This window comes from Pseudomonas sp. 102515 (assembly GCF_031085165.1).
GTDB lineage: Bacteria > Pseudomonadota > Gammaproteobacteria > Pseudomonadales > Pseudomonadaceae > Chryseomonas.
The window spans coordinates 13,635-31,788 of sequence record NZ_JAVHTY010000002.1 but is presented as its reverse complement, the minus strand read 5'-3'; the positions used below and the strand labels follow the sequence as shown (position 1 = coordinate 31,788).

Below are 18,154 nucleotides of genomic sequence, written 5' to 3'. Positions count from 1 at the left end.
CCCAAGGCCGCGACGCCCTCACGTCGCGGCCTTGCCGTTCCCCTCCCCTTCCTCGTGATCCTCCATGACCCGTGTCGACTTCTATGTCCTGCCTTCCACCGACCCCGCGGCGCGGCTGGCCTTTGCCTGCCGGCTGGTGGACAAGGCCTGGAAGCAGGGCATCCCGGTCTATGTGCACTGCGCCGACGCCGAGCAGCGCCAGCGCCTGGACGAGCAGCTGTGGGCGTTCCGCCCCGACAGCTTCGTTCCCCACGATCTGGCGGAGAACGCCAGCGACAGCCCAGTGGTGCTGGGCCTGATCACGCCCGCCGAGCAGAAAGGCGAGCTGCTGGTCAACCTCAGCCTGGCCCCGCCGCCCTGCCATGCGGGTTTCGCCCGCATCGCCGAGGTGGTCGTCGAAGCCCCCGACGTGCGCCAGGCGATGCGCGAAGGTTTTCGCTTCTACCGCAAGCTTGGCTATGCTCTACAGGACCATCAGCTGTCACGTGTCTGATTTCATGACCAGCACCAAGCCTCCCGCGCACGTCCTGCAAGACCTCGAAGCCATCCGCCAAGTGCTCGACAAGAGCCGCAATGCGGTCCATCCGAGCAGCGTCGATGGCATCCCCATCCTCTCCGACGTCATCGCGCCCAGTGCCGAGCGCCTCAAGGCCATCCCGCCGCTGCTCGACCAGATCGTGCCGGACGCCATCGAAGAGGTGACGCCCAGCGCGCCGCACGAAGACCTGGCCCAGGTGCGCCTGCGCCAGGAGGCACCGGCCATCCTCCAGGAGCTGCTCGACGAGCAGTTGCCGCGCCTGGAAGCCGAATTGCAGCGCCGTCTCCAGCAGCGCCTGGAAGAACTGCTGCAGCGTCCCTGAGGGCGGGGCGCCAAGGCGCCCTGCCGTCGGCGGGCCGGAGTCGCTATACTCGGAGGCTTTCCTCTTCCAGCGACAAAAGCCCCCTCCATGGACAAGACCTACCAGCCGCACGCCATCGAAACCTCCTGGTACCAGACCTGGGAACGCCAGGGCCATTTCGCGCCCCAGGGGTCGGGCGAGCCCTACACCATCATGATCCCGCCGCCGAACGTGACCGGCAGCCTGCACATGGGCCATGGCTTCAACAACGCCATCATGGACGCCCTGATCCGCTTCCGCCGCATGCAGGGTCGCAACACCCTCTGGCAGCCGGGCACGGACCACGCCGGCATCGCCACCCAGATGCTGGTGGAACGCCGCATCGGCGCCGAGGGCCTGTCGCGCCATGACCTGGGCCGGGAGAAATTCCTGGAGAAGGTCTGGGAATGGAAGAACGAATCCGGTGGCAACATCAGCCGGCAGATCCGCCGCCTGGGCTCCTCGGTGGACTGGTCGCGCGAGCGCTTCACCATGGACGAGGGCCTCTCCGAGGCGGTCAAGGAAGCCTTCGTGCGCCTGCACGAGGACGGCCTGATCTATCGCGGCAAGCGCCTGGTCAACTGGGACACCAAGCTGCACACCGCCATTTCCGATCTGGAAGTGGAAAGCCATGACGAAAAGGGCCACCTCTGGCACCTGCGCTACCCCCTGGCCGATGGCGCCCGCACCGCCGAGGGCATGGACCATCTGGTGGTCGCCACCACCCGTCCCGAGACCCTGCTGGGCGACGCCGCCGTGGCCGTGCACCCGGAAGACCCGCGCTACAAGGACCTGATCGGTCAGTACGTCGAGCTGCCCCTGGTGGGCCGTCGCATTCCCATCGTCGGCGACGACTACTGCGACCCCGAATTCGGCACCGGCTGCGTCAAGATCACCCCGGCCCACGACTTCAACGACTATGAAGTCGGCAAGCGGCACAACCTGCCGCTGATCAACATCTTCGACGCCGACGCGGCCGTCCTCCCCGGCGCCCAGGTGTTCAACCTGGACGGCAGCGTCAACGGCCTGTTCGACGCCACCCTCCCCGCCACCTACGCCGGCCTGGACCGCTTCGAGGCGCGCAAGCGCGTCGTCGCCGACCTGGAGGCCGCCGGCCGCCTGGAAAAGATCGACGACCACGCCCTCAAGGTGCCCAAGGGCGACCGCTCCGGCACCGTGATCGAGCCCTGGCTGACCGACCAGTGGTACGTCTCCACCAAGCCCCTGGCCGAGAAGGCCATCGCCGTGGTCGAAAGCGGCGAGGTGCAATTCGTGCCCAAGCAGTACGAGAACATGTACTTCAGCTGGATGCGCGACATCCAGGACTGGTGCATCAGCCGCCAGCTCTGGTGGGGCCACCGCATTCCTGCCTGGTACGACCAGGCCGGCAACGTCTACGTCGGTCGCGACGAGGCCGAGGTGCGCGCCAAGCACGACCTGGGTGACATCGCCCTGCGCCAGGACGACGACGTGCTGGACACCTGGTTCAGCTCCGGCCTATGGACCTTCTCCACCCTGGGCTGGCCCGAGCAGACCGAGGCGCTGAAGACCTTCCACCCCACCGACGTGCTGGTCACCGGCTTCGACATCATCTTCTTCTGGGTCGCCCGGATGATCATGCTGTCCACCCACCTGACCGGGCAGATCCCGTTCAAGACCGTCTACGTCCACGGCCTGGTGCGCGATGGCCAGGGCCAGAAGATGTCCAAGTCCAAGGGCAACGTGCTCGATCCGCTGGACATCGTCGACGGCATCGACCTGGACACCCTGCTGCAGAAGCGCACCAGCGGCCTGATGCAGCCCAAGCTGGCCGAGAAGATCGCCAAGCAGACCCGCGCCGAATTCCCGGACGGCATCGCCAGCTACGGCACCGACGCCCTGAGATTCACCTTCTGCTCCCTGGCCACCACCGGCCGCGACATCAAGTTCGACATGGGTCGCGTCGAGGGCTATCGCAACTTCTGCAACAAGCTGTGGAACGCGGCGAACTTCGTGATGGAGAACGTCGAAGGCCAGGACACCGGCGTCAACGATGAGCCCGTGGAGCTCTCCTCGGTGGATCGCTGGATCATCTCCCAGCTGCAGCGCACCGAGGCCGAGGTGACCCGTCAGCTCGACGCCTTCCGCTTCGACCTGGCCACCCAGGCGCTCTATGAATTCGTCTGGGACGAGTACTGCGCCTGGTACCTGGAGCTGGTCAAGCCGGTGCTGTGGGACGAGAACGCCTCCATCGAGCGCCAGCGCGGTACCCGCCGCACCCTGGCGCGGGTGCTGGAAGTGGTGCTGCGTCTGGCGCATCCCTTCATGCCCTTCATCACCGAGGAAATCTGGCAGCGCCTCAAGGCGCCGGCCGGTGCCCAGGGCGAGACCCTGATGCTGCAGCCCTGGCCGGTGGCCAACGAGGCGCGCATCGATGCCGCCGCCGAAGGCGACATCGAGTGGGTCAAGGCGCTGATGCTGGGCGTCCGGCAGATCCGCGGCGAGATGAAGATTTCCATGGCCAAGCGCATCGACATCATCGTCGCCAACGCCAGTGCCGAGGACCAGCGTCGCCTGGCCGACTTCGAGCCGCTGCTGAACAAGCTGGCCAAGCTGGAATCGGTCCGCGTCCTGGCCGCCGGTGAGGAAGCGCCGATGTCCGCCACCACCCTGGTGGGCGAGATGGAAGTGCTGGTGCCCATGGCCGGGCTGATCGACAAGGACGCCGAACTGGCGCGCCTGGACAAGGAGATTGGCCGCCTGGAAGGCGAGGTCAAGCGCGTCGGCGGCAAGCTCGGCAACGAAGGCTTCGTCGCCAAGGCGCCGGCCGAGGTCCTGGAGAAGGAGCGCGCCAAACTGGCCGAGGCCGAGCAGGCCCTGGCCAAGCTGGTGGACCAGCGGCAGCGCATCGCCACCCTCTGATGCCCCTGAAGCCCACCCTCGCGGTGGGCTTTTTCTTGACCCGGAAGATTCTCATGGACGTGAGCAAGACCAAGACCAGTTTCTATCGCCGGCTCTATGTGGCCTGGCTGGTGGCCAGTGGCACCGCCACCAGTGTGCCGGCGCTGATGACCACCACCGGCATGCCGCGGCGCACGGCCCAGGACACCCTGCTGGCGCTGGCCGATCTGGATATCGACTGCCAGTTCGTGCAGGGCGAAGGCGCCCGCAACAACGCGGGCGGCTACGAGATCCGCGACTGGGGCGCGGTGGATCCGCGCTGGGTGGAGCGTGAGCTTGCGCGGATCAAGAGCGTTCTCGGCTATCCCTGAGGGCTAGAAATCCAGCACCTGCACCACGTCGTAGGCCGGCGTTTCATAGGGATGCGCTCCCTTGAGCGCCGCCACGGCCTGGCGGGCGACCTGTTCGTCGGCCAGCACCAGCTCCACCCGCCATTCCGCTACCCGTTCGAGACTGCCCTGCTCACCCAGGTGCGGCTGGCTGCCCGCCAACGGACGGAACTGACCGAGGCCCTGGACCTGCCAGCAGCAGCTGTCGTACAGCCCGATACGGCCTCCCCCGGCGACGAAGACCGCTTGCTTGACCGCTTCCAGGTGCGCGTCGGGAACGTAGAAACACAGCTTGAACATCGAGGACTCCGGAGACGCTGGACGATCCCTTCAGCTTAACCGCTTCCTAGAAAGACGAAACCCGCGCCAAGGCGCGGGTTTCGTAAGGGACGCGAGCCCGAGGAACTCAGTCCACCCAGACCCGGGCATTACGGAACAGGCGCATCCAGCCGCCGTCCTCGCCCTGCCAGTCGGCCGGGATCCAGGAATTCTGGACCGCGCGGAAGCAGCGCTCGGGGTGCGGCATCATCAGCAGCACGCGGCCGTCCTGGCTGGACAGACCGGTGATGCCCAGCGGCGAGCCGTTGGGGTTGGCCGGATAGGTCTCGGTGACCTTGCTGTGGCCGTCGACGTAGCGCAGCGCCACGGTACCGGAGACGTCGGCGGCGACCAGCGCCTGCTGGTTCGGGTACTCGGCGAAGCCTTCACCGTGGGCGATGGCGATGGGCAGCCGCGACCCGGCCATGCCGGCGAGGAACAGCGAGGGCGAATCCTGCACCTGGACCATGGCCACCCGCGCCTCGAACTGCTCGGAACGGTTGCGCACGAAGCGCGGCCAGAATTCGCTGCCAGGCACCAGCTCGCGCAGGTTGGCGACCATCTGGCAGCCATTGCACACGCCCAGGGTGAAGGTGTCGGTGCGCTCGAAGAACTGCTGGAAGCCGTCACGGGCACGGGCATTGAACAGGATGGACTTGGCCCAGCCACCGCCGGCGCCGAGGACGTCGCCATAGGAGAAGCCGCCACAGGCGACCACGCCCTTGAAGTCCGCCAGGTCGATGCGACCGGAGAGGATGTCGCTCATGTGCACGTCGATGGCCGCGAAGCCGGCGCGATCGAAGGCCGCGCCCATCTCCACCTGGCCGTTGACGCCCTGCTCGCGCAGGATGGCGACCTGCGGCCGCACGCCCTTCTTGATGTAGGGGGCGCAGATGTCTTCGTTGGGGTCGTAGGCCAGCTTGGCCGACAGGCCCGGGTGATCCTCTTCCAGCAGGGCATCGAATTCCTGCTGGGCGCACTCGGCGTTGTCGCGCAGGCGCTGGATCTGGAAGCTGGTCTCGCTCCAGACGCGCTGCAGCATGCGCCGCTCGGCCCGGTAGAGGTGCTCGTCGTGGTAGTGGATGTTGATCTCGTAGCCGTTGACCGGGTTGCCGATCACCGCCACGCAGTCTTCCAGGCCGGCCGCGCTGAACTGGGCCAGCACCTCGTGGGTGAAGTCCTGGGGCACCTGGATGACGGCGCCCAGCTCTTCGGCGAACAGCGCACGGGTCAGCTCGTCACGGTCGGCGGCCAGGGCGTCCAGGCGCAGGGCCAGGCCGCAGTGACCGGCGAAGGCCATTTCCACCAGGGTGGTGATGAGGCCGCCGTCGGAACGGTCGTGGTAGGCCAGCAGCAGGCCGTCCTGGTTGAGGCCCTGGATCACGGCGAAGAAGGCCTTGAGGTCTTCGGCTTCGTCGACGTCGGGAGCCTGCTGGCCGAGCTTGCCATGGGTCTGGGCGAGGATGGAACCGCCCAGGCGATTCTGGCCACGACCCAGGTCGATGAGGATCAGGTCGGTCTGGCCCTTGTCCAGGCGCAGCTGGGGGGTCAGGGTACGGCGGATGTCCTGCACCGGGGCGAAGCCGGTGATCACCAGCGACAGCGGCGCGGTGACGCTCCTGTCTTCGCCGCCGTCCTGCCAGCGGGTCTTCATGGACATGGAGTCCTTGCCGACCGGGATGGTGATGCCCAGCTGCGGGCACAGCTCCATGCCCACCGCCTTGACGGTTTCATAGAGGCGCGCGTCTTCGCCCGGATGGCCGGCGGCGGCCATCCAGTTGGCGGACAGCTTGATGTCGCCGAGCTTCCCGATGCACGCGGCGGCCAGGTTGGTGATGGTCTCGCCGATGGCCATGCGGCCGGAAGCGGGCGCATCGAGCAGCGCCAGCGGGGTGCGCTCGCCCATGGCCATGGCTTCGCCGGTGTGGACGTCGAAGCTGGTGGCGGTCACGGCGCAGTCGGCCACCGGCACCTGCCAGGGGCCGACCATCTGGTCGCGGGCGACCAGGCCGGTGATGGTGCGATCGCCGATGGTGATCAGGAAGCTCTTGCTGGCCACGGCCGGGTGGCGCAGGACACGCTCCACCGACTCGGTCAGGTCCAGGCCGGCGCCGTCGAAGGCGTCGCCCAGCTCGGCTTCCCGGGTCGCGCTGCGGTGCATGCGCGGCGGCTTGCCGAGCAGGACGTCCAGCGGCATGTCCACGGCGTTGTTGCCGAAGTGGCTGTCGGCCACGGTCAGCTGGCGCTCCTCGGTGGCCTCGCCGACCACCGCGAAGGGGCAGCGCTCGCGTTCGCAGATGGCCTTGAAGGTCTCGAAGTTCTCGGCGTCCACGGAGAGCACGTAGCGCTCCTGGGACTCGTTGCACCAGATCTCCAGCGGACTCATGCCCGGCTCGTCGTTGGGCACGTTGCGCAATTCGAAACGACCGCCGCGACCGGCATCGTTGACCAGCTCGGGGAAGGCGTTGGACAGGCCGCCCGCACCCACGTCGTGGATGAAGGTGATGGGGTTGTTTTCACCCAGCTGCCAGCAGCGGTCGATGACCTCCTGGCAGCGGCGCTCCATTTCCGGGTTCTCGCGCTGCACCGAGGCGAAATCCAGGTCGGCGGAGCTGGCGCCGGTGGACATGGACGAGGCCGCGCCGCCGCCCAGGCCGATCAGCATGGCCGGACCACCCAGCACGATGAGCTTGCCGCCCACCGAGATGTCGCCCTTCTGCACGTGGTCGGCGCGGATGTTGCCCAGGCCGCCGGCGAGCATGATCGGCTTGTGATAGCCACGCACCTCGGGACCACGGGGGGTCTCGACCTGCTGCTCGAAGGTGCGGAAATAGCCGGCCAGGGCCGGGCGACCGAATTCGTTGTTGAAGGCGGCGCCGCCCAGCGGGCCTTCGATCATGATGTCCAGCGGGGTGACGATGCGCTCGGGCTTGCCGTAGGGCTGCTCCCAGGGCTGCTCGAAACCGGGGATGTTCAGGTTGGAGACGGTGAAGCCGGTCAGGCCCGCCTTGGGCTTGGAGCCGCGACCGGTGGCGCCTTCGTCGCGGATCTCGCCACCGGAGCCAGTCGAGGCGCCGGGGAAGGGCGCGATGGCGGTCGGGTGGTTGTGGGTCTCCACCTTCATCAGGATGTGCACGGGTTGGCTGTGCGCCCCGTACTCGCGGGACTCGGCGTCGGGGTAGAAGCGTCCGGCGGTGAAGCCTTCCATGACCGCGGCGTTGTCCTTGTAGGCGGACAGCACGCCGGTGCGGTTCATCTCGTAGGTGTTCTTGATCATGCCGAACAGCGACTTCTCCTGGCTCTCGCCGTCGATGTCCCAGCTGGCATTGAAGATCTTGTGCCGGCAGTGCTCGGAGTTGGCCTGGGCGAACATCATGAGTTCGATGTCATGGGGGTTGCGCCCCAGGGCGGTGAAGCTCTTGACCAGGTAGTCGATCTCGTCCTCGGCCAGGGCCAGGCCCAGCTGGAGATTGGCCTGCTCCAGGGCCGCGTGACCACCGCCGAGCACGTCCACGGCGGTGAGCGGCTTGGGCGAGGCATGGCTGAAGATGTCGGCGGCGGCGTCCAGGGTCGGCAGCACGCGCTGGGTCATGCGGTCATGCAGGGCCGCGGCCAACTGCTCGTGGGCAGCGGCGTCCAGTTCGCCGGCGACGTAGTAGGCCACGCCGCGCTCCAGACGCTCGATCTGCGCCAGGCCACAGTTGTGGGCGATGTCGGTGGCCTTGCTCGACCAGGGCGAGATGGTGCCCAGGCGGGGCACGATGAGGAACAGCGCGCCGCTGGGTTCCTGCTGGGGGACGCTGGGGCCGTATTGCAGCAGTCGGCCGAGGATGCCCTCTTCCTCCGCGCTCAGGGTGCCGGCGACTTCGGCGAAATGAACGAACTCGGCATAGAGCCCGGAGACACCGGGAACCAGGCGAGTCAGCTGGTCGAGAAGTTTGCCGTGACGGAAGGAAGAAAGAGCGGGAGCGCCGCGCAGGATCAGCATCGGGGACAGCCTCGGGGCCAAGTCACTTTGGGGCCGTGCATTCTAGCCTAAAGGCGCGCCGGGGACACCTTCCGGCGACGAGGGTTCATCCATGCTTACCACCAATGCTGTATGTATAAAATGGGCGCTTTGCCACTTCTCGCGTATACTGCCCGCCGATACGGCCTGCCGCGCCCCATGGACGCGGCTCCCCATTGGGCTCAGGATAGAGCCTTTGGCCGGACCGGTGGCGCGGAGCGTCCCGACTATAACGAGTGCCCGGAGGGGCCGACCGATGAGGCGCGTCAGCAAGGCGCCAGTGCCGTTTTGATGCCGTATGGCCGAGCTAGCCCATTTGAATAGAGCCTTCAAGCGATTCGCCTGGCTTACCCTGCCCTTCCTCGCCTTGCTCATGAGCTGCGGGGAGGCCGACGTGCCTGCGCCGCCCAAGCCGACCGCGCTGGAGCAGGTGCAGCAGGCGGGTGTCCTGCGCGTGGTGACGCGCAACAGTCCGGCGACCTATTTCCAGGACCGTAACGGCGAGACCGGCTTCGAATACGAACTGGTCAAGGGCTTCGCCGAATCGCTCAAGGTGCGCCTGGAAATCAGCACCGCCGATAACCTCGACGACCTCTTCAATCGCCTGACCGCGCCCGACGGCCCGGTGATCGCCGCGGCCGGCCTCACGCCTTCGGTCAATCGCCAGAATCTGAAGTTCTCCCGCAGCTATCTGGACGTGGTGCCCCAGGTCATCTACCGCAACGGCACCGTCCGCCCCAGCACGCCCAAGGATCTGGTCGGCAAGCGCATCCTGGTGCTCAAGGGCAGCAGCCAGGCGCAGCAGCTCAGGGCGTTGCAGGCCCAGGTGCCGGAGCTCACCTTCGACGAATCCGATCAGGTGGAGGTCAGTGACCTGCTGCGCATGGTCGACGAAGGCCAGATCGACCTGACCCTGGTGGATTCCAACGAACTGGCCATGAACCAGGTCTATTTCCCCAACGTGCGGGTAGCCTTCGACCTCGGCGACAACCAGGGCCAGGCCTGGGCGCTGCAACCCGGCGAGGACAACAGCCTGCTCGATGCGGTCAACGCCTACCTCGACAAGGTCCGCCGCGACGGCACCCTGCAGCAGCTCAAGGAGCGCTACTACGGTCACGTCGACGTGCTCGGCTACGTGGGCGCCTACACCTTCGCCCAGCACCTGCAGGAACGCCTGCCCAAGTACGAGAAGCACTTCCGCAAGGTGGCGCAGAAGCATCAGCTGGACTGGCGCCTGCTCGCCGCCATGGGCTACCAGGAGTCGCTGTGGACCCCGGACGCCACTTCCAAGACCGGGGTGCGTGGCCTGATGATGCTGACCAACAACACGGCCCAGGCCATGGGCGTCGCCAACCGCCTGGATCCGGAGCAGAGCATCACCGGCGGCGCCAAGTACTTCGACCAGATCCGCGACGAGCTGCCCGACAGCATCAACGAACCGGATCGCACCTGGTTCGCCCTGGCCACCTACAACATCGGCATCGCCCACATCCTCGATGCGCGCCGGCTGGCCGAATCCCAGGGCCTGGACCCGGATCGCTGGCTGGACGTGAAGAAGATGCTGCCGCGCCTGGCGCAGAAGCAGTGGTACAGCAAGACCCGCTACGGCTATGCGCGCGGCGGCGAAACCGTGGAATTCGTGCAGAACGTGCGTCGTTATTACGACATCCTCACCTGGACCACCCAGCCACAGATGGAAGGCCAGCAACTGGCCAAGACCGGCCTGCACGTCCCCGCCATCGCCGACGACCGCCCCGCCCGGGAAACGCCGCAGGATATGTGAGCCACGGCACCCCGCCTTCGCCTTTGGCCTTAGGGTGGGCTGAGACGGCTCTATCGTCGAAGCCCAACATGCGGGCTCGACCTGGGCAGCGTTGGGCTTCGCTGCGCTCAACCCAACCTACGAAAAGCGCTACCCCTTGGGCTTCTGGATCAGCTTGTCCACGGCGCGGGCGGCGGCGACCATGCCGAAGGTGGCGGTGACCATCATCACCGCGCCGAAGCCGCCGGCGCAGTCCAGGCGGACGCCTTCGCCGACGAAACTCTTCTGCTGGCAGACGCTGCCGTCGGGCTTGGGATAGCGCAGCTGCTCGGTGGAAAAGACGCAGGGCACGCTGTAGTGGCGGCTGGGATTGCGCGAGAAGCCGTAGTCGCGACGCAGCAGGGAGCGCACCCGCGAGGCGAGTGGGTCGTTGTAGGTGCGATTGAGGTCCACCACCTGGATCTGGGTGGGGTCGATCTGGCCACCGGCGCCGCCGGTGGTGACGATGGCGATCTTGCGCCTCTTGCACCAGGCGATCAGCGCCGCCTTGGAGGCCACGCTGTCGATGCAGTCCAGCACCAGATCGAGCTCTTCGGTGATGTAGTCGGCCATGGTCTCGCGGGTGACGAAGTCCGCCACCGCCTTGACCGCGCAGGCCGGATTGATGGCCTGGATGCGCTCGGCCATCACCGTGACCTTGGGCCGCCCCACCTGGCCTTCCAGGGCATGCACCTGGCGATTGGTGTTGCTGACGCAGACGTCGTCCAGATCGAACAGGCTGATGCGGCCGACGCCGCTGCGGGCCAGGGCCTCGGCGGCCCAGGAACCCACCCCGCCAATGCCGACCACGGCGACGTGACTGGCGGCCAGGCGCTCGACGGCCTCCTGCCCATAGAGCCGGGCGATCCCGCCGAAGCGTTGTTCATCGAACGTCATGAAGGCTTTCCACAAAAGCCACAGTATAGGTTTTCCTTTACCATACCGCTCCCCCTGAACCCTAGCCGCCTCCCGGGACCCGCCATGACCACCGCCCTCACTCCCACCCTGGAACTCGCCTGCGACCTCATCGGCCGGGCCTCGGTCACACCGCTGGACGAAGGCTGTCAGGCCCTGATGATGCAGCGCCTGGAGCGCCTGGGCTTCGCCCTCGAACCCCTGCGCATCGAAGAGGTGGACAACTTCTGGGCACGCCGTGGCGGCGAGGGTCCGGTGCTGTGCTTCGCCGGTCACACCGACGTGGTCCCCACCGGCCCGCTAGAGGCCTGGCAGCAGGCGCCCTTCAATGCCCACGTAGATACCGACGGCATGCTGCGCGGCCGTGGCGCCGCCGACATGAAGGGCAGCCTGGCCAGCATGATCATCGCCGTGGAGCGCTTCGTCGCCGACCATCCCGACCACCGTGGCGCCATCGCCTTCCTCATCACCAGCGACGAGGAAGGCCCTGCCCTGCACGGCACCCGCGCCGTGGTCGAGCGCCTGCGCGAGCGCGGCGAGCGCCTGGACTGGTGCATCGTCGGCGAACCCTCCAGCACCCGCCTGCTGGGCGACGTGGTCAAGAACGGGCGCCGCGGCTCGCTCAACGGCCGCCTGACCGTGCGTGGCAAGCAGGGCCACGTGGCCTATCCGCACCTGGCACGCAACCCCATCCACCTGGCGGCCCAGGCCCTGGCGGATCTCGCCGCCGAACAATGGGACGCCGGCAACGCCTTCTTCCCGCCCACCAGCTTCCAGATCTCCAACGTCAATTCCGGCACCGGTGCCGGCAACGTGGTGCCGGGCGAGCTGCAGGCGCTGTTCAACTTCCGCTTCTCCACCGAATCCACCGTGGAGGGCCTGCAGGCCCGGGTCGAGGCCGTTCTCGATCGTCACGGCCTGGACTGGCACATCGACTGGTCGCTGTCCGGCCTGCCCTTCCTCACCCAGCCGGGCGACCTGCTCGACGCCGTCTCGGCCAGCGTGGAAGCCGTCACCGGCTATCGTCCCGAAGCCTCCACCAGCGGCGGCACCTCGGACGGCCGCTTCATCGCCACCCTGGGCGCCCAGGTGGTGGAACTGGGTCCGGTCAACGCCACCATCCACCAGGTGGACGAGCACGTGCTGGCCAGTGACCTGGATCTCCTGACCGAGGTCTATTACGGCACCCTGGTGCGGTTGCTGGCATGAAGCTGATCTGTCCGCTCTGCCAGGCCCCGCTGGCCGAACTCGAGGGTGGCGTCGGTTGCGCCGCCGGCCATCGCTTCGACCGTGCCCGCCAGGGCTATCTGAACCTCCTGCCGGTGCAGCACAAGAAGAGTCTGGACCCGGGCGACAACGCCGCCATGGTCGAGGCCCGCCGGCGCTTTCTCGATGCCGGTCACTATGCGCCCCTGGCCGAGCGCCTGGCGCACCTGGCCGCCGAACGCGCGCCCCAGCGCTGGATCGACGTGGGCTGTGGCGAAGGCTTCTATACCGCGCGCCTGGCCCAGGCCCTGCCCGCGGCCGATGGCTATGCCCTGGACATCTCCCGCGAGGCGGTGCGCCGCGCCTGCCGCCGTAACCCGGCCCTGACCTGGCTGGTGGCGAGCATGGCGCGCCTGCCGCTGCCGGACGCCAGTTGCCAGCTGCTGGCCAGCGTCTTCAGTCCCATCGACTGGGCCGAAGCCCAACGCGTGCTGGCACCCGGCGGTGGCATCCTGCGCCTGGGTCCGGCCAGCGCCCACCTGCTGGAGCTGCGGCAGCGGCTCTATGACGAGGTGCGCGACTACGCCGAAGACAAGCACCTGCAGGATCTACCACCGGGCCTGGAACTGGCCCACAGCGAGGGGCTCGAATTCCTGCTGCCGCTGGCCGAGCGCCAGACCCGCGAAGACCTGCTGGCCATGACCCCCCACGGTTGGCGGGTCAATGCCGAACGCCGCGAGCGGGTCCTCGCCGAGCCCTTCGAGGTGCGGGTGGCAGTACGTTACGATTGGATCGTCAAATCCGGAGCCTAAGCCCCATGCGCCAGCCCGATATCGAAATCTATCTCAAGGACGTCGACCAGGACGCCGTCTCGGCCTGGCTCGAACAGGTGTTCGCCATGCCCTGCGCCTGGCAGGCGCGCGGGCAGACCTTCAAGTGCACCCTGCGCTATGGCGGCGAGTCCATTCCGGTCACCTGGCTGCCGAAGGCGGTGGGCAAGTGGCACAGCCTGCTGCTGGAAAGCGATGTGTCGCCCTGGGTGGATGACCTGGCCTGCGCCCGCGATGCCTACGCCGCCCTGCAGGTACAGGTGCGCTGCGCCCCGAGTGGCTGGAGCGAGGAAGAAGAGGAAGATGCCGCCGATCGCTGGCTGAAGGTGACGGACGCGGGCGTCGAGGAAATCGTCTGGCGTACCGAGTGAACGGAAGGGGGGGGCGGCGGGGGGGGGGGCGGGGCGGGCGGGGGGTTGCTCTCCGGGCGGCGGCGCCCGCCGGCCCCCCGGGGGGGGGGGCCGGGCCCCCCCCCCCCCCACGGATCTAGACCCGAGCGACGTCCTCGGCCTGCAGGCCCTTCTGGCCCTCGATCACCGAAAACTCCACCTGCTGGCCTTCGACCAGGGAACGGTGGCCTTCACCGCGAATGGCGCGGTAGTGAACGAACACGTCGGCACCGCCCTCGCGTTGAATGAATCCATATCCCTTGGCGTCATTGAACCACTTGACGGTTCCGGTTTCGCGTTGCTCACCCATCGCATCTCTCCGAAGCTTTCTGGATTTCCTATCCCCGATCGCCACGACCTGGTCGATCGGGTTGCCTTGTCTTATCGGTACAGATCGAGCATCGAGCCGGTCGCCAGTTGGCGTCCCGGTCCGACCGGCGGCAAGAAGCTGCCGACGTCTTATAAAGCATGGCTTTCCTGGCAAAAGCAACGTTCTTTACGCAAAGTGCCAGCATGACTGGAAGCCGCGTCAGCGCCGGGTTTTCGACGATTTAAGCGGCATTTTTTCGACAGTGGGGACAAGGCGCCGACTGCCAGGTCGAAGGGAGAACAACACGGGCGGTTTTACGCCCGCCAGGCCATCCGGCACACTGCCGCCTCGTCAATCCGGTAGCCCTCAATGACCCGTTCGCCGCTGCGCCTCCTGGCCTTCTCGCTGCTCAAGCGCCTGCTCTATCTCTGGGTTCGCTCCGAAACGACCCAGGCGGCCAGCCTGCTCAGCCGCATCGATCCCGCCAAGCCGGTGCTCTATGTCCTGCCCGAGGCCTCGCTGAGCGATCTGGCGGTGCTCGACCAGGAATGCCGCAAGGCCGGGCTGCCGCGACCGCTACGCCCCTTAGTGCTGGGTAGCAAGACCGAGCCTCTGGCCTACTTCAACGCCACCGGCAAGGCGAACTGGCGTGGGCGCCCCGCGCGGCGCTCGGTACCTCCTACCCTGCGCCGGGTGGTCGCCGCGGTGACCGAGCAGCAGCTGGAAGACGTCCAGCTGGTACCGGTCAGCGTCTTCTGGGGCCAGTCGCCGGATCGTGAGACCAGTCCCTGGAAACTGCTCTGGGCGGACAACTGGGTGGTGACCGGACGGCTGCGCAAGCTGGCGCGCATCCTGGTGCTGGGCCGACTGACCCGGGTGCAATTCTCCAAGCCGCTGTCCCTGGGCGAACTGGCCAGCCAGCGTCCCGATCCGCAACGCCTGGAGCGTCTGGTGATGCGACGGCTGCGCATCCACTTCCGCAACGTGCGCCAGGCGGTGATCGGCCCGGATCTTTCGCACCGCCGCACCCTGCTGCGCGGGCTGTTGCGGTCACCCCAGGTGCGGGCGACCATCGCCCACGAGATCGCCCAGCGCAAGGCTACGCCCGGGCGCATCGAAGACGAGGCGGCGCACTATGCGCGGGAGATCGCCTCGGACTTCTCCTATCCGGTGGTGCGCTGCCTGGACGTCGGCCTGCGCTGGTTCTGGAACAGCATCTACGACGGCGTCACGGTCAGCCACATCGAGCGAATCCAGGAGATGGCGCCCGGCCACACCGTGGTCTACGTACCCTGCCACCGCAGTCACATCGACTACCTGCTGCTCTCCTACCTGCTGTTCCAGAACGGCCTGACCCCGCCGCACATCGCCGCCGGCATCAACCTGGACATGCCGGTGGTGGGCAACATCCTCAGACGTGGCGGGGCCTTCTTCATGAGGCGCAGCTTCAAGGGCAACGCCCTCTATGCGGCGGTGTTCAACGAATACCTGCACAGCCTGTTCAGCCGCGGTTTCTCCACCGAATACTTCGTCGAGGGCGGACGCTCGCGCACCGGACGCACCCTGCAGCCACGCACCGGCATGCTGGCCATGACCCTGCGCAGTTTCCTGCGCGACTCCCGGCGGCCCATCGTCTTCGTGCCGGTGTACATCGGCTACGAAAAGGTCTTCGAAGGCCGTACCTACCTGGGCGAGTTGCGCGGCGCGGCCAAGAAGAAGGAATCCATCTTCGACCTGGTCAAGGTCGTTGGCGCCCTGCGCCAGCGCTTCGGTCGGGTCTGGGTCAACTTCGGCGAGCCCATCCCGCTGCAAGGCTTCCTCGATGCCCGCCGCCCGGGCTGGCGCGACGAACCCTTGGGCGAAGACCTGAAGCCCGCCTGGTTCAATTCGGTCACCCACGAACTGGGCGAGCGGGTGGTACGCCGCATCAATGCCGCCGCGGCGGTCACGCCGGTCAACCTGGTGGCCCTGGCGCTGCTGTCGACCAACCGCCAGGCCCTCGACGAAGGCGCCCTGGTACGCGCCATCGACCTCTATCTGGATCTGCTGAAGCGGGTGCCCTACTCCACCAGCGCCACCCTGCCCGAGGGCGACGGCCAGGCGATCATCGAAGAGGTGCGCGCCCTGGGTTTCCTCTCCGAGCAGCAGGACGCCCTGGGGCGCATCCTCTACCTGGACGAGCAGAATGCGGTGCTGATGACCTACTACCGCAACAACGTCCTGCACCTCTTCGCCATCCCGGCGCTGATCGCCAGTTTCTTCCAGAACACCGGGCGCATGACCCGCGAGCTGATCCATAGATTCGCCCTGGCGCTCTATCCCTATCTGCAGGCCGAGCTGTTCATCCACTGGGAACGCGAGGAGCTGCCCCTGGTGCTGGACGGCTGGCTGGAGGCCATGGTGGAGCGGGGCCTGCTGCGCATCGAGGACGAGGTCTTCGTGCGTGCGGCGCCCAGCTCGCGGCAATTCGTCCGCCTCACCCTGCTGGCGCGGGCCATCCTGCAGACCCTGCAGCGCTACTACATGACCACCGCGCTGATCCTCAACCATGGCCAGAACAGCCTGACCGCGCCGCAACTGGAAGAACTCTGCACGGTGATGGCCCAGCGACTGTCGGTGCTGCATGGCCTCAATGCGCCGGAATTCTTCGACAAGTCGCTGTTCCGCCACTTCATCCAGACGCTGCTGGCCGAGGGTGTGCTGCGCAAGGCCGACGACGGCACCCTGGGCCATCACGAATTGCTGGGCGAACTGGCCGAAGGCGCCGGCAAACGGGTGCTACCGGCGGAGATCCGCCTATCGATCCGCCAGGTGGCGCTGGACCGACCCGATGCGCCCGACCTGCCGGATCCCGAATCCCCTCCGGTCGCCGGCAACTAAGCCGACGTCCATGGGTCACAGCAGTCGATTTCAGTCCAGGATCTACCCATGAAAAGAATCGCCACCCTGCTCGCCACCTCGCTGCTGCTCAGCGCCTGTAGCGGGCTGCGCCCCGGTCCCGCGACGCCACCGCCGCCCGCCGGCCAGCCACTGCCGCCCACCGAGCAGCCGCAGACCACCACCCCTGGCGTGCCGGCCCAGCCGAGCATGACCAGCCTCAGCGGCCAGGCCACCTTTACCGCCAACGAGCCGGTACCGCCCACCGCCAAGCTCACCGTCAGCCTCTACAGTGCCAGTGCCGGCGACACCCCTGCCGGGCGCCTGGCCCAGCGCACCCTGTTCGTCAAGCAGCCCGGCCAGGTGCCCTTCCGCCTCGACTACGCCCCGGCCAAGGTCAAGAGCGGTGAGCGCTACCTGCTCAGCGGCCGCATCCTGCTGGGCGGTCGCCCGCTGTACCTGACCCAGGAGCCGGTGACCGTGGACCTGAGCAGTGGCGGCGAAGTGGAGTTGCCATTGCAGCCGGTGCGCTGAGGTCCGAAAGGCCCGGGGTGGCGTGCTAGGATCAAGGCTCTCGACTCCCGCTTCTCCAACGAGGTGCGCCTTGACTCCCCGCCTCGCCATCAAGCGCTATCAGGGCGAACACCAGCCCCATGCCCATGCTTTCGCGCAGCTGGTGCTGCCCATCCAGGGCGGTATGGAGCTGGAGCTCGCCGGGCGTAGCGGGACGCGGTTGCATACTGGTCTCGCGGCCCTGGTGGCACCCGACTGCGGTCATGCCCAGCAATCGGAACCAGGCAGCCGCTTTCTGGTGATCGACTGCGCGGCCGACTGGTTGCCTGCCCCGATCCTGGATCGAGCGCTTCAGCAGCCGGGTCTGGCGATTCCGCCCGCGACCCGCCAGCTGATCGCCTTCGCCGAGCTGACCTCGCCTGACACCCTCGACCAACACGCGCCCGCACTCACCCGTCTGCTGCTCGCGTCGCTCACCGCCGCTACCGCCGGCTCAGCCTTCGACCGCCTGCTGGCCCAGGTGGAGGCCCAGCCTGCGGGTGACTGGAACAATGCGGCCATGGCCCGCCTGGCGGGCCTGGGGCTGACCCGGCTGCACCTGCTGTTCCACCAGCGCTTCGCCCAGACGCCCCAGGCCTGGCTCACCGACCTGCGGCTGCGCCAGGCACAACGCTGGCTCGGCGACAGCCACCTGTCCATCGCCGACATCGCCCTGCGCGTCGGCTTTTCCGATCAGGCCGCCCTGACCCGCGCCATGACCCGCCGCCAGGGCATCAGCCCGGCCGCCTGGCGGCGCGGCCAGCGACCGCCCGGGTAACGCAGTCCAGGTAAAAAGCCCCGCA

The 18,154-nt window shown here is 67.4% G+C and carries 16 protein-coding genes; 12 read left to right on the top strand and 4 right to left on the bottom strand.

The features are described from left to right. Nucleotides 1-64: 64 nt before the first annotated feature. The 4 genes from RCF34_RS07150 (at nucleotide 65) to RCF34_RS07135 (ending at nucleotide 4,129) form a co-directional block, all read left to right on the top strand. Nucleotides 65-493 carry a DNA polymerase III subunit chi gene (locus RCF34_RS07150; RefSeq protein ID WP_308707561.1) on the top strand — a complete coding sequence of 143 codons (429 nt, stop codon included), beginning with the start codon at nucleotides 65-67 and terminating at the stop codon, nucleotides 491-493. A 4-nt stretch (nucleotides 494-497) separates the two neighbouring features. Then, nucleotides 498-860, top strand: coding sequence for a hypothetical protein (locus tag RCF34_RS07145; protein ID WP_308707560.1), 363 nt, complete (start codon nucleotides 498-500; stop codon nucleotides 858-860). Nucleotides 861-947: 87 nt separating this feature from the next. Continuing rightward, the gene (locus RCF34_RS07140) at nucleotides 948-3,779 is read left to right on the top strand and encodes a valine--tRNA ligase (protein WP_308707559.1); all 2,832 of its coding nucleotides are present in this window, start codon (nucleotides 948-950) and stop codon (nucleotides 3,777-3,779) included. 53 nt (nucleotides 3,780-3,832) lie between these two features. Beyond that, the gene (locus RCF34_RS07135) at nucleotides 3,833-4,129 is read left to right on the top strand and encodes a winged helix-turn-helix domain-containing protein (RefSeq protein ID WP_308707558.1); all 297 of its coding nucleotides are present in this window, start codon (nucleotides 3,833-3,835) and stop codon (nucleotides 4,127-4,129) included. A gap of 3 nt (nucleotides 4,130-4,132) precedes the next feature. Here the strand turns inward: RCF34_RS07135 and RCF34_RS07130 are convergent, their stop codons facing one another. After that, nucleotides 4,133-4,447, bottom strand: a complete 315-nt coding sequence (locus tag RCF34_RS07130) for an NGG1p interacting factor NIF3 (protein WP_308707557.1) — start codon at nucleotides 4,445-4,447, stop codon at nucleotides 4,133-4,135. Nucleotides 4,448-4,553: 106 nt separating this feature from the next. Next, nucleotides 4,554-8,453: a phosphoribosylformylglycinamidine synthase gene (purL, locus tag RCF34_RS07125; RefSeq protein WP_308707556.1), complete on the bottom strand. Its 3,900-nt coding sequence runs from the start codon at nucleotides 8,451-8,453 to the stop codon at nucleotides 4,554-4,556. A 316-nt stretch (nucleotides 8,454-8,769) separates the two neighbouring features. Between purL and mltF the strand changes: the two genes are divergently transcribed. After that, on the top strand, nucleotides 8,770-10,254 hold the full coding sequence (gene mltF, locus RCF34_RS07120; protein WP_374941166.1) for a membrane-bound lytic murein transglycosylase MltF: 1,485 nt from the start codon (nucleotides 8,770-8,772) through the stop codon (nucleotides 10,252-10,254). 129 nt (nucleotides 10,255-10,383) lie between these two features. On the opposite strand, the gene tcdA is transcribed toward mltF, so the two are convergent. Continuing rightward, a complete protein-coding gene (tcdA, locus tag RCF34_RS07115; RefSeq protein ID WP_058785050.1) occupies nucleotides 10,384-11,169 on the bottom strand; it encodes a tRNA cyclic N6-threonylcarbamoyladenosine(37) synthase TcdA in 786 nt (261 codons plus the stop codon). Nucleotides 11,170-11,253: 84 nt separating this feature from the next. Between tcdA and dapE the strand changes: the two genes are divergently transcribed. Genes dapE through RCF34_RS07100 form a run of 3 tightly spaced genes read left to right on the top strand, consistent with a single transcriptional unit; the run spans nucleotide 11,254 to nucleotide 13,594 of the window. After that, nucleotides 11,254-12,396, top strand: coding sequence for a succinyl-diaminopimelate desuccinylase (gene dapE / locus RCF34_RS07110; protein ID WP_308707555.1), 1,143 nt, complete (start codon nucleotides 11,254-11,256; stop codon nucleotides 12,394-12,396). After that, nucleotides 12,393-13,205, top strand: coding sequence for a putative RNA methyltransferase (locus tag RCF34_RS07105; RefSeq protein WP_308707554.1), 813 nt, complete (start codon nucleotides 12,393-12,395; stop codon nucleotides 13,203-13,205). The genes dapE and RCF34_RS07105 overlap by 4 nt, the downstream gene beginning before the upstream one ends. A gap of 5 nt (nucleotides 13,206-13,210) precedes the next feature. After that, nucleotides 13,211-13,594 carry a hypothetical protein gene (locus tag RCF34_RS07100; RefSeq protein WP_308707553.1) on the top strand — a complete coding sequence of 128 codons (384 nt, stop codon included), beginning with the start codon at nucleotides 13,211-13,213 and terminating at the stop codon, nucleotides 13,592-13,594. 115 nt (nucleotides 13,595-13,709) lie between these two features. On the opposite strand, the gene RCF34_RS07095 is transcribed toward RCF34_RS07100, so the two are convergent. After that, the gene (locus tag RCF34_RS07095) at nucleotides 13,710-13,922 is read right to left on the bottom strand and encodes a cold-shock protein (RefSeq protein WP_145010562.1); all 213 of its coding nucleotides are present in this window, start codon (nucleotides 13,920-13,922) and stop codon (nucleotides 13,710-13,712) included. Here RCF34_RS07095 and RCF34_RS07090 point away from each other — a divergent pair. The 4 genes from RCF34_RS07090 (at nucleotide 13,824) to RCF34_RS07075 (ending at nucleotide 18,129) form a co-directional block, all read left to right on the top strand. Beyond that, nucleotides 13,824-14,129: a hypothetical protein gene (locus RCF34_RS07090; RefSeq protein WP_308708272.1), complete on the top strand. Its 306-nt coding sequence runs from the start codon at nucleotides 13,824-13,826 to the stop codon at nucleotides 14,127-14,129. The two genes, RCF34_RS07095 and RCF34_RS07090, sit on opposite strands and share 99 nt — an antisense overlap. Nucleotides 14,130-14,291: 162 nt before the next feature. Further along, a complete protein-coding gene (gene plsB, locus RCF34_RS07085; protein WP_308707552.1) occupies nucleotides 14,292-16,802 on the top strand; it encodes a glycerol-3-phosphate 1-O-acyltransferase PlsB in 2,511 nt (836 codons plus the stop codon). Between the two features lie 48 nt (nucleotides 16,803-16,850). After that, on the top strand, nucleotides 16,851-17,333 hold the full coding sequence (locus RCF34_RS07080; RefSeq protein WP_308707551.1) for a YbaY family lipoprotein: 483 nt from the start codon (nucleotides 16,851-16,853) through the stop codon (nucleotides 17,331-17,333). Nucleotides 17,334-17,403: 70 nt separating this feature from the next. Beyond that, a complete protein-coding gene (locus tag RCF34_RS07075; RefSeq protein WP_308707550.1) occupies nucleotides 17,404-18,129 on the top strand; it encodes an AraC family transcriptional regulator in 726 nt (241 codons plus the stop codon). The last annotated feature ends 25 nt before the right edge of the window (nucleotides 18,130-18,154 follow it).